Annotated in this window: 20 protein-coding genes; 8 read left to right on the top strand and 12 right to left on the bottom strand. The window is 60.8% G+C overall.

Annotated elements, in window-relative coordinates; translation table 11 throughout:
• Window positions 1-8: 8 nt before the first annotated feature.
• The 8 genes from JFT58_RS08265 to pcaR form a co-directional block, all read right to left on the bottom strand.
• Entirely contained in the window at window positions 9-1304 is a 1296-nt protein-coding gene (locus JFT58_RS08265) for an MFS family transporter (RefSeq protein WP_032893116.1), read from the bottom strand.
• Between the two features lie 218 nt (window positions 1305-1522).
• On the bottom strand, window positions 1523-2089 hold the full coding sequence (gene pcaG, locus JFT58_RS08260) for a protocatechuate 3,4-dioxygenase subunit alpha (protein ID WP_054898415.1): 567 nt from the start codon (window positions 2087-2089) through the stop codon (window positions 1523-1525).
• A gap of 1 nt (window position 2090) precedes the next feature.
• Complete coding sequence (gene pcaH, locus JFT58_RS08255) at window positions 2091-2795, bottom strand: protocatechuate 3,4-dioxygenase subunit beta (RefSeq protein WP_019817832.1); 705 nt, start codon at window positions 2793-2795, stop codon at window positions 2091-2093.
• Window positions 2796-2816: 21 nt separating this feature from the next.
• On the bottom strand, window positions 2817-4019 hold the full coding sequence (pcaF, locus tag JFT58_RS08250) for a 3-oxoadipyl-CoA thiolase (protein WP_169918776.1): 1203 nt from the start codon (window positions 4017-4019) through the stop codon (window positions 2817-2819).
• Window positions 4016-4795 (bottom strand): CoA-transferase subunit beta, encoded by a 780-nt coding sequence (locus JFT58_RS08245; RefSeq protein WP_003189301.1) that lies wholly within the window; start codon window positions 4793-4795, stop codon window positions 4016-4018. Before JFT58_RS08245 ends, pcaF begins: the two co-directional genes overlap by 4 nt.
• Window positions 4795-5652: a CoA transferase subunit A gene (locus JFT58_RS08240; protein WP_014717292.1), complete on the bottom strand. Its 858-nt coding sequence runs from the start codon at window positions 5650-5652 to the stop codon at window positions 4795-4797. Before JFT58_RS08240 ends, JFT58_RS08245 begins: the two co-directional genes overlap by 1 nt.
• A gap of 248 nt (window positions 5653-5900) precedes the next feature.
• Window positions 5901-7241 (bottom strand): MFS transporter, encoded by a 1341-nt coding sequence (locus tag JFT58_RS08235; protein WP_034125964.1) that lies wholly within the window; start codon window positions 7239-7241, stop codon window positions 5901-5903.
• Between the two features lie 145 nt (window positions 7242-7386).
• On the bottom strand, window positions 7387-8229 hold the full coding sequence (gene pcaR / locus JFT58_RS08230) for a pca regulon transcriptional regulator PcaR (RefSeq protein ID WP_003189296.1): 843 nt from the start codon (window positions 8227-8229) through the stop codon (window positions 7387-7389).
• Window positions 8230-8790: 561 nt separating this feature from the next.
• Here pcaR and JFT58_RS08225 point away from each other — a divergent pair.
• The gene (locus JFT58_RS08225) at window positions 8791-8991 is read left to right on the top strand and encodes a hypothetical protein (protein WP_054898413.1); all 201 of its coding nucleotides are present in this window, start codon (window positions 8791-8793) and stop codon (window positions 8989-8991) included.
• Between the two features lie 315 nt (window positions 8992-9306).
• A complete protein-coding gene (locus JFT58_RS08220; protein ID WP_003189291.1) occupies window positions 9307-10782 on the top strand; it encodes an inorganic phosphate transporter in 1476 nt (491 codons plus the stop codon).
• Window positions 10783-11012: 230 nt separating this feature from the next.
• Here the strand turns inward: JFT58_RS08220 and ccoM are convergent, their stop codons facing one another.
• Entirely contained in the window at window positions 11013-11129 is a 117-nt protein-coding gene (gene ccoM, locus JFT58_RS30670; RefSeq protein WP_019817835.1) for a cytochrome c oxidase subunit CcoM, read from the bottom strand.
• Window positions 11130-11272: 143 nt separating this feature from the next.
• Window positions 11273-11434, bottom strand: a complete 162-nt coding sequence (locus JFT58_RS08215) for a hypothetical protein (protein ID WP_005785860.1) — start codon at window positions 11432-11434, stop codon at window positions 11273-11275.
• 133 nt (window positions 11435-11567) lie between these two features.
• On the opposite strand from JFT58_RS08215, the gene JFT58_RS08210 reads away from it, so the two are divergent.
• The 3 genes from JFT58_RS08210 (at window position 11568) to JFT58_RS08200 (ending at window position 14180) form a co-directional block, all read left to right on the top strand.
• A complete protein-coding gene (locus tag JFT58_RS08210; RefSeq protein ID WP_054898412.1) occupies window positions 11568-12440 on the top strand; it encodes a LysR substrate-binding domain-containing protein in 873 nt (290 codons plus the stop codon).
• 91 nt (window positions 12441-12531) lie between these two features.
• A complete protein-coding gene (locus tag JFT58_RS08205) occupies window positions 12532-13002 on the top strand; it encodes a RidA family protein (protein ID WP_054898411.1) in 471 nt (156 codons plus the stop codon).
• Window positions 12999-14180 (top strand): aminotransferase class V-fold PLP-dependent enzyme, encoded by a 1182-nt coding sequence (locus JFT58_RS08200; RefSeq protein ID WP_054898410.1) that lies wholly within the window; start codon window positions 12999-13001, stop codon window positions 14178-14180. Before JFT58_RS08205 ends, JFT58_RS08200 begins: the two co-directional genes overlap by 4 nt.
• On the opposite strand, the gene JFT58_RS08195 is transcribed toward JFT58_RS08200, so the two are convergent.
• Window positions 14177-14518: a hypothetical protein gene (locus JFT58_RS08195; RefSeq protein WP_054898409.1), complete on the bottom strand. Its 342-nt coding sequence runs from the start codon at window positions 14516-14518 to the stop codon at window positions 14177-14179. The genes JFT58_RS08200 and JFT58_RS08195 overlap by 4 nt on opposite strands.
• Before the next feature lie 219 nt (window positions 14519-14737).
• Here JFT58_RS08195 and rapA point away from each other — a divergent pair, with 219 nt between their 5' ends.
• A complete protein-coding gene (gene rapA, locus JFT58_RS08190; protein ID WP_054898408.1) occupies window positions 14738-17584 on the top strand; it encodes an RNA polymerase-associated protein RapA in 2847 nt (948 codons plus the stop codon).
• Between the two features lie 714 nt (window positions 17585-18298).
• On the opposite strand, the gene JFT58_RS08185 is transcribed toward rapA, so the two are convergent.
• Window positions 18299-19645 (bottom strand): spinster family MFS transporter, encoded by a 1347-nt coding sequence (locus JFT58_RS08185; protein ID WP_034125959.1) that lies wholly within the window; start codon window positions 19643-19645, stop codon window positions 18299-18301.
• A 253-nt stretch (window positions 19646-19898) separates the two neighbouring features.
• On the opposite strand from JFT58_RS08185, the gene JFT58_RS08180 reads away from it, so the two are divergent.
• Together JFT58_RS08180 and JFT58_RS08175 are read left to right on the top strand one after the other, a co-directional pair.
• The gene (locus tag JFT58_RS08180) at window positions 19899-20267 is read left to right on the top strand and encodes a YkgJ family cysteine cluster protein (RefSeq protein WP_054898407.1); all 369 of its coding nucleotides are present in this window, start codon (window positions 19899-19901) and stop codon (window positions 20265-20267) included.
• A 139-nt stretch (window positions 20268-20406) separates the two neighbouring features.
• On the top strand, window positions 20407-22668 hold the full coding sequence (locus JFT58_RS08175; RefSeq protein ID WP_054898406.1) for a putative bifunctional diguanylate cyclase/phosphodiesterase: 2262 nt from the start codon (window positions 20407-20409) through the stop codon (window positions 22666-22668).
• Window positions 22669-22678: the final 10 nt, after the last annotated feature.

Below are 22678 nucleotides of genomic sequence, written 5' to 3'. Positions count from 1 at the left end.
CTCATCCCTTACAGATCGTGATGCAGGTACGCCGCCTGTTTCGGCAGGCGCAAGCTGAACAGGAAGGCCACCGCCATCATCGCGGTGACGTACCAATAAAAGGTGTTTTCCATGCCGATGGATTTGAGGCTCAGCGCAACCACTTCTGCCGAACCGCCAAACACCGCGTTAGCCACCGCATAGGCCAGGCCTACGCCCAAGGCACGCACCTGCGGCGGAAACATCTCCGCTTTGACCAGGCCGCTGATGGAGGTGTAGAAGCTGACAATCGCCAAGGCCAGGGTGATCAGCACAAATGCCAAAAACGGGCTGGTCACGGTTTTCAAGGTCAACAGGATCGGCACAGTGAACAGCGTGCCAAGGCCGGCAAACCAGAGCATCGAATTACGCCGGCCGATCTTGTCGGCCAACATGCCGAACAACGGCTGCATGCACATGTACAGGAACAGCGCGCCGGTCATGATGTAGCTCGACGTCTTGGCGTGCATGCCGACGGTGTTCACCAGGTACTTCTGCATGTAGGTGGTGAAGGTATAGAAAATCAGCGAGCCGCCGGCGGTGTAGCCCAGCACCGTAATGAAAGCTTTGCCGTGGTCGCGAAACAGCGCGACGATACTGCCGGCGTCCTTGTCTTCGCGCATTTCCTTGCTGGTGGTTTCTTTCAGGGTGCGACGCAGCAGCAGGGAGATCACGGCGGCTATGGCGCCGATCACAAATGGGATGCGCCAACCCCAGGCACGCAGTTCTTCTTCGGTGAGGATCTGTTGCAGGATCACCACCACCAGCACCGCCAGCAACTGGCCGCCGATCAGGGTCACGTACTGGAACGAAGCAAAGAAGCCACGCTGGCCCTTGAGCGCGACTTCACTCATGTAGGTGGCCGTGGTGCCGTATTCGCCGCCCACCGACAAGCCCTGGAACAGTCGTGCCACCAACAGCAGCGCCGGGGCCCAGGCACCGATGTCGTTATAAGTGGGCAGGAAGGCGATGACCAGAGAGCCCCCGCACATCATCAGCACCGAGATCATCATCGAGTTCTTGCGCCCGTGCTTGTCGGCCACCCGGCCAAACAACCAACCACCGATCGGTCGCATCAGGAACCCGGCGGCAAACACACCGGCGGTGTTGAGCAACTGCACCGTGGGGTCATCCGAGGGGAAAAACGCCGGGGCAAAATAAATCGCGCAGAAGGCATAGACGTAGAAGTCGAACCATTCGACCAGGTTGCCGGAGGACGCACCGACAATCGCAAAGATCCGTTTGCTGCGTTCTTCTCCGGTGTAGTGGCTGGTTTTTGTTGTCATGTTTTTTTACTCAGTGGGAACGGTTATAGCCTAGACATACTTTGCAACAACCCTGTTCCGCAAGCAGACTTTTGGATAGGTGGAGCCTGGATGATCGTTCCCACGCTCTGCGTGGGAATGCCGCATGGGACGCTCCGCGTCCTGCCGTTCGCGGGTGACGCGCAGCGTCACGGGATGCATTACCACGCAGAGCGTGGGAACGATCGTCAACAGCCAACTCAATAGTCGAAGAACACCGTTTCCTTATCTGTGCCCTGCAAAATCACATTCCACTGATATACCCCTGCCGCATCCGCCTGGGCAATCAAGGTGTCACGACGTTCTGCCGGCACACACGCCAGCAACGGGTCATCGCCGTTCAAGGCCTCACCGTCAAAATAAATCCGCGTCAGCAAGTGCTTCACCAACCCACGGGCAAACACCAGCACCACCAAATGCGGCGCCTGGGTGGTGCCCTTGAGCCCCGGCACACTGCCCGGCTTGATGGTGGTAAAACGAAAACGCCCTTCGGCATCCACCGGCACGCGGCCGAAGCCTTCGAAGTTCGGGTCGAGCGCTTTGTCCTGCTCGTCTTCGGGGTGAGCATATTTGCCGACGGCGTTGGCCTGCCAGACTTCCAGCATGGCGTCGTTGACGACATCACCGTTGCCGTCCACCACTTGACCGCTGATTGCCACGCGCTCACCGAGGGTGGCGGTGACGGTCAGGTCTTCACGGTTCAGCCAGGTCAGGCCAATGTGGTAATACGGCCCGACGGTGTGGGACGTGGTCGCGTTGAGTGTCATCTCATTTCTCCATCGGCGTGGCGTCGCGGCCGCGCAGGACGATGTCCCAGCGGTAGCCGAGGGCATAGGAAGGAATGGTTTTTTCCAGGTCGAAGCTAGCGATCAAGCGTTGCTTGGCGCTGGTATCCGGCACGCAGTTGTAGATCGGGTCGTACTCCAGCAACGGGTCACCCGGGAAATACATTTGCGTCACCAGGCGCGTCAGCACGCTGGGGCCGAACAGCGAAAAGTGGATATGCGCCGGGCGCCAGGCGTTGTGGTGGTTGCCCCACGGGTAGGCGCCGGGCTTGATGGTCTGGAACTGGTACCAGCCATCGGCGTCGGTGACGGTGCGCCCGGTGCCGGTGAAGTTCGGGTCCAGGGGTGCATCGTGCAGGTCGCGCTTGTGGTTGTAGCGGCCGGCGGCATTGGCCTGCCAGATCTCCACGAGGATGCCCGGCACTGGCAGGCCGTTTTCGTCCAGCACACGGCCATGAATGATGATGCGCTCGCCTTGCGGCTCGCCCTCATGCTGGGCTGTCAGGTCGTTGTCCTTCTCATTGATACGTTCGGCGCCGATGGTCGGGCCGGTGATTTCCGACAAGGAATGGGGCAGGAACACCAAAGGCTGGGACGGCGAACGCAGGTTCGTCGACTGGTAGGCCGGGTGCAGGTAATCAGGTTGAGTGCCCGCTTGCGGGCGCCGGTAACCGGGCTTGTCACTCATGGAGCAATCCTCTTTTATTGATCAGACGCGTTCAATCGCCAGGGCCAAGCCTTGGCCGACGCCCACGCACATGGTCGCCAGGCCTTTGCTGCCGCCGGTTTTTTCCAATTGGTGCAGGGCCGTCATCACCAACCGCGCACCACTCATCCCCAAGGGATGGCCGAGGGCAATGGCGCCGCCGTTGGGGTTGACCTGGGGCGCATCGTCCGCAATACCCAGCTCGCGCAGCACCGCCAGGCCTTGGCTGGCGAAGGCTTCGTTGAGTTCGATCACATCAAAGTCGGTGACAGCCAACCCAAGGCGCTCCACCAGTTTGCGCACCGCCGGCACCGGGCCGATGCCCATCACGCGCGGGGCTACACCAGCACTGGCCATGCCCAGCACACGGGCGCGGGCGGTGAGGCCGTGTTGCTTGACGGCCTCGGCGCTGGCGAGGATCAGCGCGGCGGCGCCATCGTTGACGCCCGAGGCATTGCCAGCAGTGACGGTCTTGTCCGCGCCGTTGACCGGCTTGAGCTTGGCCAGGGCTTCCAACGTGGTGTCCCGTGGGTGTTCATCGTGTTCCACCAGGGTTTCGCCTTTTTTATGGGCGACCCGCACCGGAACGATTTCCTCGGCAAAGAACCCGGCGGCCTGGGCAGCGGCGGTGCGTTGCTGGCTGCGCAGGGCGAAAGCGTCTTGGTCGGCGCGGGAAACCTGATAGTCATCGGCCACGTTATCGGCCGTCTGCGGCATGGCATCCACGCCGTACTGAGCCTTCATCAGCGGGTTGATAAAGCGCCAGCCAATGGTGGTGTCTTCCAACTTCATGTTGCGCGAGAACGCCGCGTCGGCCTTGCCCATCACAAACGGAGCGCGGGACATCGATTCGACGCCACCGGCAATCGCCAGCTCCATTTCACCGCTGGCAATCGCACGAAAGGCGGTGCCGATGGCATCCATGCCCGAGGCGCACAGGCGGTTGAGGGTCACTCCAGGAATACTTTCCGGCAGCCCCGCCAGCAGCAACGCCATGCGTGCCACGTTGCGGTTATCTTCACCTGCCTGGTTGGCGCAGCCGAGGAAGACTTCGTCTACGGCGCTCCAGTCCACCGACGGGTTGCGCTCGATCAGCGCCTTGATCGGCAGCGCCGCCAGGTCGTCGGCACGCACCGTGGACAGGCCACCGCCGAAACGGCCGATAGGTGTGCGAATGGCATCACAGATAAAAACCTCGCGCATCAGGCTTCTCCCGGTGCTTGGCCGTGGGCAGCCGCGGTGCGCGCTTCGAGGTCACGCAGGGCGGTCAGTTCGGTCTCGGTGGGTTCAGCGGTGGTGCTCACCTGGTCGGCAAAGCGAATCGCCCAGCCGGTGGCGGCGACCACTTGCTCGCGGGTCACGCCCGGATGCAGCGCAGTGACCACGAACTCATGGCTGCCCTCCTCCGGCTCCATGATGCACAGGTCGGTAATGATGCCCACCGGGCCGGCGCCGGGCAGGCCCAGACGCTTGCGTGAGTCGCCACCTTCGCCGTGACCGACGGAGGTGATGAAGTCCAGTTTGTCGACGAACGAACGGGACGATTGCTTAAGGATGATCAACACGCTCTTGGCCGAACCGGCGATTTCCGGCGCGCCACCGGCACCCGGCAAACGCACTTTGGGCTGGTGATAATCACCGACCACGGTGGTGTTGATATTGCCGAAACGGTCGACCTGGGCCGCGCCGAGAAAACCGACATCAATGCGCCCGCCCTGCAACCAGTAGCGAAAGATCTCACCGGTGGGCACCACGGTATCGGCGGTCTCCGCCAGCTCGCCATCACCGATGGACAGCGGCAACACACTGGGCTTGGCCCCAATCGGGCCAGACTCGTAGATCAGTACCACATCCGGCGAAGACGTCAGGCGCGCCAGGTTGGCCGCCTTGGATGGCAGGCCGATGCCAACGAAGCACACCGAGCCGTTCTTGAGGCGGCGTGCGGCGGCGACGGTCATCATTTCATTGGTGGAATAAGCCATTACTTAGCCTCCTGCGCGGCGGCCAGCTTGGCCTGGAATTCACTGAAGTCGGCAGTGCCGTGGATGTATTCGTCGATCCAGGCGGTAAAGGTGCCACGGTCGCGGGCAATCGGGTCCCACGCCTGGTAGAAACGGTTATCCCGCTCGTTGTAGCCGTGCGCGTAGGACGGATGGGCACCACCGGGTACGTGACACACCGCCGTCAGCGCCCAGGTCGGCAGCACGCAGCTGTTCATCGGCGCATTCAGGTCGTCGACGATTTCCTCGACGGTGACGATGCAGCGCTTGGCCGCCAGGGCCGCTTCCTTCTGCACCCCGAGAATGCCCCAGAGCAGCACGTTGCCTTTGCGGTCGGCTTTCTGCGCATGAATCACGGTAATGTCCGGACGCACCGACGGCACCGCCGCCAGCACTTCGCCGGTGAAGGGGCAGGTGACGGTCTTGATTAGCGGGTTGACCTTGGGCAAGTCGGAACCGGCGTAGGCACGCAACACCGCGAACGGCAGGCCGGAGGCACCGGCGACGTAGGCATTGGCCAGGTCGGCGTGGCTGTGCTCTTCGATCTCCAGCGCTTGCGGCCATTGTTTCTCTACCGCGTCGCGCAGCCGATGCAGGGAACCCACGCCCGGGTTGCCGCCCCAGGAGAAAATCAACTTGCGCGCACAGCCGGCACCGATCAACTGGTCGTAGATCAGGTCAGGCGTCATGCGCACCAGCGTCAGGTCTTTCTTGCCCTGACGAATGATTTCATGGCCTGCAGCCGTAGGGATCAGGTGGGTGAAGCCTTCGAGGGCGACGGTATCGCCGTCATTCACGAAGCGCTTGACCGCATCACGCAGGGTGAGGATTTCAGCCATGGGGTTGGGCTCCCGGTGTTGATCGAAAAAGGCGCTGAGGTGGCGCCGAAGTGCTTGAAGATTAAGCCGGGGAAATGGACCGAACAATCCGATAATCGACTGAGCGTTCGATTATCGAACCGATTGTTACTTAACTAACCATTGTAAGGAACAGGGTCAATGTGGGAGCTGGCTTGCCTGCGATGGCGCGAGTGGATTCAGCACCGATATCGCAGGCAAGCCAGCTCCCACAGGGGTAGCGATTGGTTTCAGGTGGCATCGGCATGGCTGACCATGCCCTTGATCACCACCGCTGCCGTGGCCAATGCCGCCGGAATCACCAGTGCCGTAAGCACCTGCTCGAAGTTCCAGCCCAGGCCCAGCAAAGTAGCGCCCATCCACGCCCCCAGGATCGCGCCGAAGCGGCCGATGCCAAGCATCCACGACACCCCGGTGGCACGGCCTTGGGTGGGGTAGAAACGTGCTGCCAGGGATGGCATTGCCGATTGCGCACCGTTGACGCACATCCCGGCGACCAGCACCAGGGTGGCCAACAGCGTGATGTTGCCCAGGCTCTGCCCCACCGCGTAGGCAAACACCCCGGCCAGCAGATAGAAAGTGCCGATCACTTTGTGCGGGTTGAACCGGTCCATCGCCCAGCCCACGCCCACCGCGCTCAATACCCCACCAAACTGAAACAGCGCGCCGATAAACGCGGCCTGCTCCATGCTCGCGCCGCTGTCACGCATCAAAGTGGGGAGCCAACTGGTCAGCAGGTAAACAATCACCAGGCCCATGAAGTACGTGAGCCACAACAGCAACGTGCCAGCGCTGTAGGTGCCCGAGAAAATCACTGCGAAGACATTGCGGGCCTTGACGGTTTTTTGCTCCGGTACGCTGAAGTGAGTGGCCTGGGCAACGATGTTTGGCTCGATGGGGGCAAGGGTCTTGCGTACCTTGTCGGTGCCGCGATTGCGTACCACCAGGTAGCGGGCAGACTCCGGCAGCCACACCAACAGCACCACCGCCAGGATCAACGGCAGGATGCCGCCTATCAGCAACAGGCTGTGCCAGCCGAACGCGGGAATCAGCTTGGCCGAAATAAACCCACCACCGGCCATGCCGAGGTTGAAACCACAGAACATGCTGGTCACCAACAAGGATTTATGCCGCTCGGGGGTGTATTCAGACAGCAAGGTGGTGGCATTCGGCATGCCGGCGCCCAGGCCCAGGCCGGTGAGAAAGCGCAGCACCAGCAACTGGTCGACATTGGTGCTGTAGGCCGACGCCAGGCTGAACGCACCAAACACCAACACCGCGCCGACCAGCACGACTTTGCGGCCGAAGCGGTCGGCCAGCGGGCCGGAACCGAGTGCGCCAAACACCATGCCGATCAACGCGGCGCTCATCACCGGGCCGAGGCTGGCGCGGTCGATACCCCAGTCCTGGGACAGTGCCGGCGCGATAAAGCCCATGGCGGCTGTATCGAGGCCGTCGAGAAAGACAATCAGGAAACACAGGATCACCACGCGCCACTGATAGCGCGAGAGTGGCTGGGTGTTGATAAAGGACTGTACGTCCAGGGTGGTACCGACAGAAGGCTGATTCATTATTTTTATTCCACACCGATGGCGGGCTGACGACCTGGGGCCGTCATTCTTATTGGGCAGCTCCTCAGAGCGCTGCCGCACATTAATAAGCCAAGGGAAACACCGTCAATCGAGCCAGCCGGGATCTGTGCGGTCACCGAACAGCTTAGGCAAACAGCTGCGCACTCAGCTCACGGCTGGCGCTGAGCATGCTCGGCAAAAAGCGCTGCTCCAACTCGCTGCGGCTGACCCGACCGGCGTGGGTGCTGACATTCAGCGCGGCCAATACCTGGCCGGACGCGTCATACACCGGCACCGCGATGGAGCGCAGGCCCTGCTCCAGTTCCTGGTCGACAATGCACCAGCCCTGCTGACGCACCTGTTGCAGGCATTCGAATAACGCTTGCGGTGTTGTCAGGGTGCGGCTGGTCTTGGTTTGCAGGTCGGCATGGTCGAGATAATCCTGCAGCGAGGCATCGTCGAGGGCGGCCAGCAGAATGCGACCCATGGACGTGCAATACGCAGGCAGGCGCCCGCCCACCGACAGGTCAACCGAGATCAGGCGCTGGGTGGTGGCGGAACGGGCGATATAGAGGATGTCATCGCCTTCCAGGGTAGCCATGTTGCAGGCTTCATGGAGCTGCTCGCTCATGCGGTCCAGATAAGGCTGTGCCGAAACGGCCAGCGGTGTGGACGACAGATAGGCGTGACCGAGGGTCAGCACCTTGGGCAACAGCGAGTAGGTGCGCCCATCCGTGGTGGCGTAGCCGAGCTTGATCAAGGTGTGCAGGCAACGGCGCACGGCGGCGCGGGGAATTTCGGTGCGGTGGCTGATCTGGGCGATGGTCAGGTGACGCTTGCGCTCCTGGAACGCCTGCACCACGGCCAGGCCACGGGCCAGGGACGTCATGAAATCCGGATCACCGGTGAATGCCTGGATGCGCTTGGCCGGTGAAGCCACGATCGGCGGCGCTACTGATGCAAAGGAGTTGCGCAATTGATCGTTCATTTCAACGGGCCTTCTCTTGTTATCACCACGGGAGGGTTGGCGGCTATTACAAGCCGTGCCGGCCGCCCTGCACAAGTCAACGCCGGTAACATTGGGCGATTATCGGACAACCACGCGATTATCGCAATTTGGCCGGCATGGGTGCAGATCCCGCAGATAACGTTCGAGATTTAGCTGATGTCGCCGAAAAGTGTAGGTATTTACCCTTCTATCAGTATGAATACAGATATGAAGATGACGCTGTTCACAAATACGTCGGCGATATGTAACAAAACCCAAGCACGCCGTTGACGCTTTTTAACTTCATGATGATAGTGTTCTTCAAATGCGCCGCTATAATGCAACCTGTGCAGAGGTCAGCCCGGTATCACTATCGGGAGGGGAGCTCACCAGGCATTGCAGGCTGCAGGCAACGCCGGCCACAAGTACTCGCTTAAAAGAACGGCCCTCAGGCCCGTATACCAACTTGAACGGTTCTACTGTTCTATTTGGAATCGCCCCGAGCACGACTTTCAGGCATGACACTGCGCAATCAATAACTCAACTCAATTAGGTAATACTGTGACGAAAGATGAACTGCGCGCGGAACTTGAGCGCCAGGAGCAACGTTACAAGGACGTCTACGGCGGGGAAGTCACCACCTACGCCGCGCAACCTGAGCCGGAACGCAAACCATGGCGCAAACGAGCCAGCCTGCTGGATCAGGCATTTGCCCAGGAAATCCAAAAAATCGAGGAGGAACTCAAGACCGAGGAGCCCTGAGCACTTCGGTCGAGTTCAGCGCCTTGCAGTCGCTGCCGGTCAACCACTGGTTCAACGGCCGCTGGTCAGTAACCTACAGCTACCCACGAAATTTCATACAAATGTTTCAGGCATGGCGTTTTCATGACAAAAGTCCGCCTTCCGCGGCCTGCGCTTTATAAATCAAAGACTTGCCAAAGCCCCGAAAACCCTGGGATACGTGTGTCTTGCCGGTTTTTTTTCCAGGAAGATTGTTACCGATGAGCAGCTAATGCATCGATTACTGATGTTTTCTGGCATAATCGCGCCCCCTTACGACCGGGTCAGAAAACCTTCATGATCGATTTATTCAGCGGACTGGATGCTTGGGTTCTCGTGAGCCTGTTGCTCGCCCTGGCCTTTGTCCTCGCCTTCGAGTTCATCAATGGCTTTCATGACACCGCTAACGCGGTGGCCACAGTCATCTATACCAAAGCCATGCCGCCACACCTGGCCGTGTTCTTCTCCGGGGTGTTCAATTTCCTCGGCGTATTGCTCGGCGGTGTCGGTGTCGCCTACGCCATCGTGCACTTGCTGCCGGTGGAGTTGCTGATCAATGTGAACACCGGCCACGGCTTGGCAATGGTCTTCTCGTTGTTGGCGGCGGCGATCACCTGGAACCTGGGCACCTGGTACTTCGGTATCCCCGCCTCCAGCTCCCACACCCTGATCGGCTCGATCCTCGGTGTCGGCCTGGCCAACGCGTTGATCAACGACATCCCCCTGGCTGACGGTGTGAACTGGCAGAAGGCCGTGGATATCGGCGCGTCCCTGGTGTTCTCGCCGATGGCGGGCTTTCTGGTCGCCGCTCTGGTACTGATCGGTCTGAAGTGGTGGCGTCCGCTGTCGAAGATGCACAAGACCCCGGACCAGCGCCGCAAGCTTGACGACAAAAAGCACCCGCCATTCTGGAACCGCCTCGTCCTGGTGATTTCGGCCATGGCGGTGAGCTTCGTGCACGGCTCCAACGATGGCCAGAAGGGCATCGGCCTGATCATGCTGGTGCTCATCGGTATCGTGCCGGCGCAGTTCGTATTGGACCTGGGCAGCACCACTTACCAGATCGAACGTACCCGCGACGCCACCCTGCACCTGAACCAGTTCTACCAGCGCAACCACGAGACCCTCGGTGAATTCCTGGCCCTGGGCAAAAGCGTGAAGGATGACCTGCCGGGCAAGTTCCGCTGCAACCCGCAGCAGACCGAACCGACGATCAACGCGCTGCTGGGCACCCTCAAGGGCGTCTCGGACTACCACTCGCTGACGGCCGACCACCGCATCGAAGTGCGTCGCTACCTGCTTTGCCTGGATGACACCGCGAAAAAGGTCGGCAAGCTGCCAGGCCTGGACTCCCGTGAGAAGTCAGACCTCGACAAGCTGCGCAAAGACCTGACCGCCACCACCGAGTACGCCCCGTTCTGGGTGATTCTCGCGGTCGCACTGGCCCTGGGCCTGGGCACCATGGTGGGCTGGAAGCGCGTGGTACTGACCATTGGTGAGAAGATCGGCAAGCAAGGCATGACCTATGCCCAGGGCATGTCGGCGCAAATCACCACGGCCACCATGATCGGCTTTGCCAATATCTTCGCCCTGCCAGTGTCCACCACCCACGTCCTGTCTTCTGGCGTGGCGGGCACCATGGTTGCCAACAAAAGCGGCCTGCAAGGTGGCACCGTCAAGACCATCCTGATGGCCTGGGTATTGACCTTGCCAGCGACCGTAGGCCTCTCGGCCGGGTTGTTCTGGTTGGCGTCCAAGGCTTTGGGCAACTGATAGCCAGCCGGCGATAAAAAAGGTGCGATCCGCGAGGGTCGCACCTTTTTTTATGCTCGTTCCCACGCTCTGCGTGGGAATGCCGCCACGGACGCTCCGCGTCCCACTCGCGCACGGGTGACGCGTAGCGTCACAGGATGCATTCCCACGCGGAGCGTGGGAACGAGCCAAAAAAAAGGGCGACCGAAGTCGCCCAAAATGCCTTGCGTGCTCATGTAACCCGGAAAGACTTAAGGTTTTTTACGCTTGTTCGCGTCTTTCCAGATAAAAAATCCAAACCCTACAAAAAACAGCACCATGAGGCTAACAGTCAGCACTCCGGCGAAAACCACATTATCGAAAAACATGACCGGCCTCCTGCACTTGCCCTGTTGCGATAGGGCTAAGTTAATGGAGAAGGCGCAGTGGGAAATTGACCAGGATCAATGTCGCCCACAACGGGGCGTAAAGAAGGGGAATAACTGACCTGCATCAATGGATGCAGGGCGTTTCAACGTTTTTTCGGCTTGTTCTTGGACTTTTTCTTGGGCTTGCCCAAGGGCATGGCTTGTTCAAAGGCTTGGCGCACTTCATTCAAGCGTTTGTCATTGAGGTCGTGCACGCGCTTGGCACGTTCGGCGTTCAGGTCGATCAGCTTGTCGTCATCACTCATGGCTTGGCTTACGTCGTGGCGGGAATGCCTCAATAATGCGGCCTGCCCCGCCCGACGGCAATTAAGCGGGCGACAAAATGCAGGCCATCGACCAAAATCGGCATTTTCTACCCTGCCCAGGAGGCGCATCCAGGTGGCCTTGCACAACGACCTTCCACCGCTGCTGGCCCTGCGCGCCTTCGAGGCCGTGGCGCGGCACTTGAGTTTTATCAAGGCGGCCAACGAGTTGTCGGTGACCCAAAGCGCGCTGAGCCACCAGGTACATAAGCTCGAACACCACCTGGGCAAACCGTTGTTTATCCGGCGAACCCGTGCGATTGACCTGACGTTGGCCGGGCAAGATTACTACGCGCAAATCCGCCCTGCCCTGGACGCCATCGCCGCTGCGACGCGCAACCAACGGGGTGCGCCCAGCGCCAGTGTGTTGCGTATCGGCTTGCTGGCATCCTTTGCCACGTTATGGCTGGCGCCGCGCCTAGCCGAGTTTCTACGGTGCTACCCGCATATCCAGGTGGAGTTGCTGCCCGCGATTCAATTGGCCAACGTCGCCACGGCCGAAGTTGATCTGGCCATCCGCTACGGCAAGGGCGACTGGCCCGACGTGCTCGCCACACGCCTGATGACCGAAACCCTGTCACCGGTATGCAGCCCGGCGTTCAAGGCCAGACAGGTCGCCACAGGCCCGTTGTTGATGGCGACCTCGCACCGCCCTTTCGAGTGGACCGATTGGTCGACCCATTACCAGGTCAACCTTGATCACCACCCCCGCGTGATGCTGCATGACTACAACATCGTGGTCGAAGCGAGCGTGGCCGGCCAGGGTATCGCCATGGGCCGCCATCGCCTGATTGAACGCAGGCTCCACGACGGCAGCCTTGTGGAGGCCTTTGACTGGCCGCCCTATCACAGCGAGATCGGTTATTGGCTGATCGCACCTCAGGGTCCGCTCAGTGAGGCGGCTGAATGCTTCAGCCAGTGGTTGAAGCAGGCGTGTGCCGACGCGTGAGTTTTTTAGATACGTCGGTTGAGATCTATCCGTTTGTCGCCCCTCGCCACCGCCAACATGCTGGAACCTTCTGACACCAGAGGATTTCACCATGACCGACTCCATCCGCCAGCGCGTACACGCCCTCGGCCTGACACTGCCCACGCCCAGCCAACCCGCTGCCAACTATGTCAATCATGTGATCAGCCAACACCAGCTGTTCATCTCGGGACAAATTCCCATGGCCGATGGCAAACCTGCCTACCTTGGCCGGCTGGGCGATTCTCTCAGCGATGAAGATGGCGCCCAAGCGGCGGAATTGGCGGCGCTGGGCCTGCTGGGGCAATTGAGCGACGCGTTGGGCGATGACCTGTCGCGGGTGGTGCGCATCCTGCGCCTGGGCGTGTTCATTGCCAGCAGCGCCGACTTCCAGCGCCAAAGCCTGGTCGCCAATGGCGCTTCGAACCTGCTGGTCAATGCCCTCGGCGACAAGGGCCGGCACGTGCGCACCGCCGTAGGGGTCTGCAGTCTGCCGGCTGGTGTCGCCGTGGAAGTGGACGCCATTTTCGAGCTGCAGCCATGACCCCGCTGCAAGTCCAGCACTTGCGAGAAGCCACGCCCGGTTGCCAGTCCGGCATCGTGCACTTCAACCACGCCGGGGCATCCTTGCCCAGCCAGGCGACGCTCGACGCCATCATCGAACAGCTGCAACGCGAAGCCCGCGACGGCCCGATGGAGGCCGGAGAACAGGGTGCCGTCTTAGTGGAAAATGCCCGCCGAGCCGCCGGCCAACTGCTCAATGCGCCCGCCTCATCGATTGCCTTCGCCAGCAGTGGCTCGACGGCCTGGAGCATGGCCTTCCAGGCGCTGGGGCCATGGCAGCCGGGCGATCGTATTCTAGTGGGGCGCCACGAATGGGGCGGTAACCTGGCGAGCATGGAACTGGCCGTTCAAGCCGGGGCGCGGGTGGAGGTCATCCCGTGCGATGCCAGCGGCGCGGCCTGCCCGGTGGCGTTGGAGGCGATGCTGGATGCAAAGGTGAAGCTGATCGACCTCACCTGGCTCCCGGCCAACGGTGGCTTGATCAACCCGGCCCAGGCCATCGGCGATGTGGCCAGGCGGCATACCATTCCCTACTTCATCGACGCGGGCCAAGCCGTCGGCCAGGTGCCGGTGGATGTACAAGCGTTGCAGTGCGATGTGCTCAAGTCTGCCGGCCGCAAACACCTGCGCGGGCCTCGCGGTACCGCGCTGCTGTATATCAGGCCGGATTTTCTGCCGCATCTGAACCCGGCCCAACGCGACGTGTTTTCAGCGCCCTGGACCGCAGAAGGCTTCGACCTGCGCAACGACGCCCGGCGCTTTGAAACCAGCGAAGTCTCTTTCGCCCTGCTGGCCGGCCTGGGCAATGCGTTGCACGAGATCAATCAACTGGGGATTGAGCAAGTATGGCAAAGGGTCTCGAAGACCAGCGCGCGAATCCGCGAAGCACTGCGTCAGATACCGGGAATTACCTTGCATGACTTAGGCAGAACGCATTCAGGCTTGATCGCGTTCAACCTGGCCGGCTGGGACAGCTTTGAACTCAAGCAACGCCTGGCCTGCAAGCGCATCAACATCGGCGCCAATGGCGTGGCCTACACCCCGCTGGATATGCAAGCACGTGGGTTGAACAGCATTGCGCGCATCTCCGTCAGCCCGCTCAACACCGATGACGATATTGAGCTGCTGGTGAAGGCCCTGCGCGAACTGAACGGTTAGACCTCGATATCCACCCACAGGCCCTGGCGCGGCGCGTCTTCGATCAGCGGCGCCACGGGCACGGTGTTGTCAGCGTTGAGCAAGTCGCCGGGAATCGGCAAATGCTGCTCCGCGTCGTCGTCGGCTTCGCGCCGGCGTTTCTGCTGCTCCTGCTGGCGACGCTGCTCTTCGCGCAGCAGAAAGGTCGATTGCTCGGCATCGCCTTTTTTCAGGTCGATCGTGCTCTCGTTGGAGCCCGGTTGAATGGGCACCACCGGCGGAATATCCGGTTTCTGGCGTGCCGGGTCGAGTTGCGACGTGACCGGCACAACACTGACGGGCAGCATGGGTGGCAGCATGATAATTATTCTCCTGATCAACAGGCTGTCGGCGGGTGGCAGGGCGACTTGAGCACCCGCGTGCCAAGCTGTGACTCAGTCGACACTCTCAAGTGCCCGCCACCCGTCGATTCAATTTCCGCCTGCCCGTACAAACAGCGTAGTTTTTGTCAGAGTTCTTGGGCGCCGGGCCGTGTTCCGTTAACATAGTCGGCTTTTTCACGGCGGGAGTCAGGCAGCATGGCGCAGCAGTATCAACCGGGGCAACGCTGGATTAGTGACAGCGAAGCAGAGCTGGGGTTAGGCACCGTTCTGGCACAGGACGGCCGCTTGTTGACCGTGCTCTATCCGGCCACTGGCGACACTCGCCAGTATGCGCTACGGAATGCGCCCCTCACTCGCGTGAGGTTTTCGCCGGGTGACACCATCACCCATTTCGAAGGCTGGAAAATGACCGTACAGGAAGTCGACGACGTCGATGGCCTGCTGGTCTACCACGGCCTCAATGGGCAGAACGAGCAGGTCACCCTGCCAGAAACCCAACTGTCCAACTTCATCCAGTTCCGCCTGGCCAGTGATCGCCTGTTCGCCGGGCAGATCGACCCGCTGGCGTGGTTCTCGCTGCGCTACCACACCCTGGAACACACCAGCCGCCAGTTGCAGTCCTCGCTGTGGGGCCTGGGTGGCGTACGCGCCCAACCGATTGCCCACCAACTGCACATCGCCCGCGAAGTCGCTGACCGTATCGCGCCACGCGTGTTGCTGGCGGACGAAGTGGGTTTGGGCAAGACCATCGAAGCAGGCCTGGTGATCCATCGCCAACTGCTCTCGGGCCGTGCCAACCGCGTACTGATCCTGGTCCCGGAAAACCTGCAGCACCAATGGCTGGTGGAAATGCGCCGCCGCTTCAACCTGCAGGTTGCGCTGTTCGATGAAGAGCGCTTTATCGAAAGCGATGCCACCAACCCGTTCGAAGACACCCAGCTTGCACTCGTTGCGCTGGAATGGCTGGTGGACGACGAGAAGGCCCAGGACGCGCTGTTCGCCGCCGGCTGGGACTTGCTGGTAGTCGACGAAGCCCACCACCTGGTGTGGCACGAAGACAAGGCCAGCGCCGAATACTCGCTGGTCGAACAACTGGCCGAAGTGATTCCTGGCGTGCTGCTGCTAACCGCCACCCCGGAACAACTGGGCCAGGACAGCCATTTTGCACGCCTGCGCCTGCTGGACCCGAACCGCTTCCACGACCTGCAAGCCTTCCGCGCCGAGAGCGAAAACTATCGCCCGGTGGCCGAAGCCGTGCAGGAGCTGCTGGACAAGGGCCGCCTGTCGCCGACCGCGCACAAGACCATTCAAGGCTTCCTCGGTGACGAAGGTGAAGCCCTGCTCACCGCCGTCAACGATGGCGACACCGAGGCCAGCGCGCGCCTGGTGCGTGAACTGCTGGACCGCCACGGCACCGGCCGCGTGCTGTTTCGCAACACCCGTGCTGCGGTGCAAGGCTTCCCCGAGCGCAAGCTGCACGCCTACCCGCTACCGAACCCGGACGAATACCTCGAACTGCCCCTGGGCGAACACGCCGAGCTGTACCCGGAAGTCAGCTTCCAGGCGCAACCGGACATCGAGGAAGAGAACCGCTGGTGGCGTTTCGACCCTCGGGTCGAGTGGCTGATCGACCAGTTGAAAATGCTCAAGCGCACCAAGGTCCTGGTGATCTGCGCCCACGCCGAAACCGCCATGGACCTGGAAGACGCCCTGCGTGTGCGCTCCGGCATCCCGGCCACGGTATTCCACGAAGGCATGAATATTCTGGAGCGTGACCGCGCCGCTGCCTATTTTGCCGATGAAGAGTTCGGTGCCCAGGTGCTGATCTGCTCGGAAATCGGCAGTGAAGGCCGCAACTTCCAGTTCTCCCATCACCTGGTGCTGTTCGACCTGCCGTCCCACCCCGACCTGCTGGAACAGCGCATCGGGCGCCTGGACCGGATCGGCCAGAAACACGTGATCGAACTGCACGTGCCCTACCTGGAAACCAGCCCGCAAGAGCGCCTGTTCCAGTGGTACCACGAGGCGCTCAATGCCTTCCTCAACACCTGCCCGACCGGCAACGCCTTGCAGCATCAGTTCGGCCCACGCCTGGTGCCCTTGCTGGAAGCCGCCGACGACGGCGAGTGGCAAGCCCTGATCGACGAAGCCCGTGCCGAGCGCGAGCGCCTGGAGCAGGAGCTGCACACCGGTCGCGACCGCTTGCTCGAACTCAATTCAGGCGGCGCTGGCGAAGGCGATGCACTGGTCGAGGACATCCTCGAACAAGACGACCAGTTCGCCCTGCCGATCTACATGGAAACCCTGTTCGACGCGTTCGGCATCGACAGCGAAGACCATTCGGAAAACGCGCTGATCCTCAAGCCCAGCGAAAAAATGCTCGACGCCAGCTTCCCCCTGGGGGACGACGAGGGTGTAACCATCACCTACGACCGTAACCAGGCGCTGTCGCGCGAAGACATGCAGTTCATCACCTGGGAGCACCCGATGGTGCAAGGCGGCATGGACCTGGTGCTGTCCGGTTCCATGGGCAACACCGCCGTGGCACTGATCAAGAACAAGGCGCTCAAGCCAGGCACCGTATTGCTTGAACTGCTGTATGTCAGCGAAGTGGTCGCCCCGCGCTCCCTGCAACTGGGTCGCTACCTGCCACCGGCCGCCTTACGCTGCCTGCTGGATGCCAACGGTAATGACCTGTCGGGCCGCGTGTCGTTCGTAACCTTGAATGACCAGCTGGAAAGCGTGCCACGGGCCAGCGCGAACAAATTCGTACAGGCGCAGCGCGACCAACTCACACCGCGCATCAACGCCGGTGAAGAGAAGATCGCCCCGCGTCACGCCGAGCGTGTAGCCGAAGCCAAGCGTCGCCTGGCGGCAGACACCGACGAAGAGCTGGCGCGCCTGACCGCGCTGCAAGCGGTCAACCCGACCGTGCGAGACAGCGAGTTGGTCGCCTTGCGTAACCAGCGCGAGCAAGGCCTGGCCATGCTCGATAAAGCGGCACTGCGACTGGAAGCGATTCGGGTGTTGGTGGCGGGTTGATAATCCGCTGAACGTAAAAGGCCCGCGCAATGCGGGCCTTTTTATTAGCCTTGCCGGCCTCATCGCGGCATAGATATCTCCACAACTCTGAAGCGATCGACAGTAACCACGATGCGAAGCGAGCCGCTCTTGATCTTGATCTGCTTGTGATCTTGATCTCAGGCGCCCCGTTAAACCACGCTGGCCGAACGCAGGCTTGAATTCGTGGGTAACCCGGCAGGACGCCGGGTTAGCCGCCCCGCGCCATGGATGGCGCGTGGCGGCGGCCCACGGATTCAAGACTGCGTTCGGGCACACCGAGCCTAGGCGAGGTGCCGAGTGGTGGGGCAAGAGCGTTTTGCTTACTTTGCCGCTTTTGCAAAGTGAGCCGCCGTCAGGGCGGAACCCTAGGTGGCCGTTACCTAAATAACGGATATGTACCCGGTCCAACTGTGTTGAATGTTAGGCCGCCTTCGCGAGCAAGCCCCCCCACAGGTTAATCGTGGTGTACCAGGTAGATGGGTGTCGGCTATCAGGCCGTCATCGCAGGCAAGCCAGCTCCCACATTTAGATCGCGGCACGTCAGTTAGAACAGCGTCGGCTATCCGGCCTAGAGATCGTTCCCCCGCTCGGCGTGGGAATGCATCATGTGACGCTCTGCGTCACGACTTTTAAGCGGACGCAGAGCGTCCAGAGCGGCGTTCCCACGCAGAGCATGGGAACGATCACTCGGTCTCACGCCGTTGCCGCCGCTGCCGGCACCTCAACCGCACTCAACCCTTCCTTCATCCGCTTGGCATCACGCACAAAACTGCGCGAGGCCTGGAACAGAAACAGCATGGTCAAGAACAACGCCACTGGAATCAGGTACATGGCGTCATGCAAGCCTACCGCTTTATAAGCCTCTGTCATCTGCTGCGCCCCAGCCGCATACATCGCTGAATGGGCAAAGTGATCGGACAACGCCCCGACCACCACCGGCCCCATGCCACCGCCGAGCAGATACAGCCCGGCAAAGAACAGCGCCATCGCCGTTGCGCGCAAGCGTGGTTCGACCACGTCCTGGATCGCGGTATACACGCAGGTATAGAAGTTGTAGGCAAACAGCCAGCCCACACTGAACAGCGCGACAAACACCCCGATTTCGACACGCCCGGCATGCAATGCCCAGGCGGTGGTGACCGTGGAGATGATCAAGCTGAAGGCGGCGAACAACAGTCGGCCATTGGCGACCCGCTGATGAATCTTGTCGGCAATCCAGCCCCCCAGCGTCAAGCCCACCAAACCGGTCAGGCCGACGATGACACCCGTCGCGACGGCCGCGTCCTGCAACGGCATGAGGAAATAGCGCTGCAGCATCGGCACCAGGAACGAGTTGCACGCATAGGTGGCAAAGTTAAAGCACAACCCGGCCAGCACCAGCCACAGAAAGGTCGGCACAGCCAGCACGCGACGGATCGGGCGGTCGACGCGCTCTTGGGAGACTTGCACGGTTTCCGCCGCACCACGCTTGGGTTCTTTTATGTAGAACATAAACACCGCAAGGATAAGACCCGGCACCGCCGCAATAAAGAAGGGCGCGCGCCAACTGTCGAACGCCTTGACCATCGCACCGATCGTAAAAAACGCCAGCAACAGGCCCAACGGCAGGCCAAGCATGAAAATCCCCATGGCTCTGGCACGGCGGTGGGCGGGAAAGAGGTCGCCAATCAGCGAATTGGCCGCGGGTGCATAGCTGGCTTCGCCGATGCCAATGCCCATGCGCACAAGCAGGAAGGTCCAGAAACTGCCGACCATGCCGTTGACCGCCGTCAGCCCACTCCAGGCGAACAGGCCCCAACCCATCAACTTGCTGCGTGAACCGGTGTCGGCCAGGCGCCCGAGCGGCAGCCCGGCAATGGCGTAGACGATGGTAAAAGCGGTGCCGATGATACCGAGCTGGAAGTCGCTCAGGTGCCATTCCATGCGGATGGGCTCAATGATGATCGCGGGAATGGTGCGGTCAAAAAAGTTGAACAGGTTAGCGAGGAACAGCAGGAACAGAATGCGCCAGGCATTCGCCGCTTGGGTCGAGTTCTGCATGGGTCCGTCTCTTTTATTGTTATGAGAGCTGCGATGCCCGATGCATCCTGCTCAGGTCACTGCAACATAGTCAGGCTGTCAGTGATTGTCTGTAATGATTCGTAAAGCTGATAGGACATGATTTCACCCAGGCAACAGCGGATTTTGCCCACGAAAATATAAGTGCGTGCCCCTCTTCCCAATGGCGATGGCACGGATAGAATGGCGAGCCTTTCGTAGCACCCTCCTCCTACTTTTCTTATTGATGACGCCCATGTCCGAAGCCAGTCCGTGTCTGAATTGCGGTGCCTGCTGTTCACACTTTCGCGTGTCTTTCTTCTGGGGTGAGTGCGCCTCGTCCGGGGGCACGGTGCCCGATGACCTGGTGGTGCAGATCAACCCCAGCCGCGTGGCGATGATCGGCACCGATCAGAAACCTGCACGGTGCTGCAGCCTTGAAGGTGCAGTCGGACAGGCCACCAGCTGCTCTATTTATGAGCAACGCTCCAGCGTATGCCGTGAGTTCGACTCGTCCTGGAGCCAGGGCGTGCAAAATGTCGATTGCGACGCCGCCCGTGCCGCATTCGGCCTGGCGCCGCTGGAAGCCCCACACTTCGAACTCGACTTGCCCATCAGCGCTTAGCACCAAACGCTATGGAAGGCATGTCAAAATAATTTGAGATCAAAACGCCATTATTCATGGCAAATCTTCGGAGACTTCTATACTCGATCTCATCGGTCATCGCCTCTGGCAGTGACATGGCTCTATGACGGGATACGCTATGGAATGGCTGGGGCAGCACTTTTTTACCGACCTTCCAGACAGTGGGCATTTATTACTCAATTGCAGTCATAACCCCTTTCTGGTGCTACTGGCGTACCTGGTCGCCTGCGCGGCGGGCTTCGGTACGCTGGACATGGCCGAACGTGTGGGCCATGTCGAAGACCCCACCGCCCGCCGCCATTGGCGCTGGCTGGGCGCGGGTTGCCTGGCAGGCGGAATCTGGTCGACCCATTTCATCAGCATGCTGGCGTTCCAGGCCCCCATCGCCATTCACTACGAATTGATCATGACGTTCGCCTCGCTGCTGATCGCCCTGATCGCGTCGCTGCTCGCGATGCAGACCCTCAGTCATACCCACCTGCGTTTTCATCAGTACCTGGTGGCTTCGGTGTGGATGGGGCTGGGTATCGCGCTGATGCACTACGTGGGCATGTCGGCCATGCGTTCCCAGGCCCAGGTGTACTTCGAAACACGGCTGTTCCTGGCCTCGGTGGCGATTGCCATTGGCGCCAGCCTGGCGGCATTGTTGCTGTCCAGCTACCTGCGCAACGGAGCCGGCGTGTTTCACCAGTTGCTCAAATACGCCGCCAGCCTGGTGCTGGGAGCCGGAATCCTGAGCATGCACTTCACCGGCATGGCGGCCATGCAAATGCTGGTGCCCGGTGGCGCGGATCTTTCATTGCCGGTGGATGGCAGCCCGATTCAACTGGGGTTGTCGGTGGCGGTAATTACCTTGCTGGTGATCGGCAGTAGTGTCAGCGCAGCCCTGGCAGATAAAAAGCTGCAGCACAAAGAGCGGGACCTGCGCCGGGTCAATGCGCTGCTCAGCGAACTCGACCAGGCCCGCGCATCACTGCAACAAGTGGCCCACTTCGATGCGCTGACCAGCCTGCTCAACCGCCGTGGTTTCAATCAGATCTTCGCGGAAAAGGTTGCGGAAAAAACCCGAAGCCAAGGCATGCTGGCGGTAATCTTTCTCGACATTGATCACTTCAAGCGCATCAATGACAGCCTTGGCCACGATGCGGGCGACCAGTTGCTCACGGTGCTGGCCGGGCATATCAAGGGCTCGATACGCAGCCATGAAGATGTAGTGGCACGCTTTGGCGGCGATGAATTCTGCATTCTGATCACTATTCATCACCGCGACGAAGCCCGGCAGATGGCCCAGCGCATCATGCAGAAGATGAAAGAGCCCATCGAGCTGGCTGGCCGGCGCATGGTGATGACCACCAGCATCGGCATCAGCCTGTTTCCCGAGGACGGCCACACCTGCGAAGAGCTGCTGAAAACTGCCGACCTGGCGCTGTACCAATCCAAGGACGCCGGGCGCAACAGCTTGCACTTCTTCAGCTCCAACCTGAAAACACGCGCGTTCCTTGAGCTGCAACTGGAGGAGGAACTGCGCGCCGCCTTGCGTACGCGCAACCAGCTGGTGCTGTTTTATCAGCCGATCTTCGACATGAAGCTGGGCAAGGTCACGCGCCTGGAAGCCCTGGTGCGCTGGCAACACCCCCAGCACGGACTCCTGGCTCCGGACCGCTTTATCGGCATTGCCGAGAACAACGGGCTGATCGCCGAGCTGGACCACTGGGTATTGCGCCAGGCCTGTCACGACCTGAGCCTGTTGTCTGACCGGGGCTACACCGAGTTGATCATGGCGGTAAACTGCTCGGCGTTGAACCTGGCGCGTGACGAACTGGCCGATGAAATCGAAGACGCCCTGCGCTTCGCCGGCATAGGCACCAACCGACTTGAACTGGAAGTCACTGAAAATGCGCTGATGGGCAACATCAGCAGCACCCTGGCACTGTTGCGGCAAATTCGCGCCCTGGGTGTGTCACTGGCCATCGATGACTTCGGCACTGGCTATTCGTCGCTGGCTTATCTCAAGCGCTTGCCGCTCAACACCTTGAAGATCGACCGCTCGTTTATCCAGGACATTCCCAAATCCACCGCAGACAGTGAAATCGTCCAGGCGGTTATCGGCATGGCCCACACCCTGCACTTGCAGGTGGTTACCGAAGGCGTGGAAACCCAGGCACAGTTCGAGTTGCTGCTCAAGCATGGCTGTGACTACATCCAAGGCTACCTGCTCAGCCCGGCGGTGCCTTTCAATGACATCATCGGCGTGATGCAGGGGATTGCCATGCGCAACCCGCTATACCCGCTCAGCGTGGAGAACAACGACGCTCCACAGCCAAAAGACCCGGCGCCAGGGCGTATCGGCCCGCCGTCTATTGTCAGGCCGATTCGCTGAGACCCAGGCA

The sequence above is a fragment of the Pseudomonas sp. MF6767 genome (genome assembly GCF_016405475.1).
GTDB lineage: Bacteria > Pseudomonadota > Gammaproteobacteria > Pseudomonadales > Pseudomonadaceae > Aquipseudomonas > Aquipseudomonas paracarnis.
Note: the sequence above shows the minus strand (reverse complement) of the source record. Positions and strands in the feature narration are given on the sequence as shown.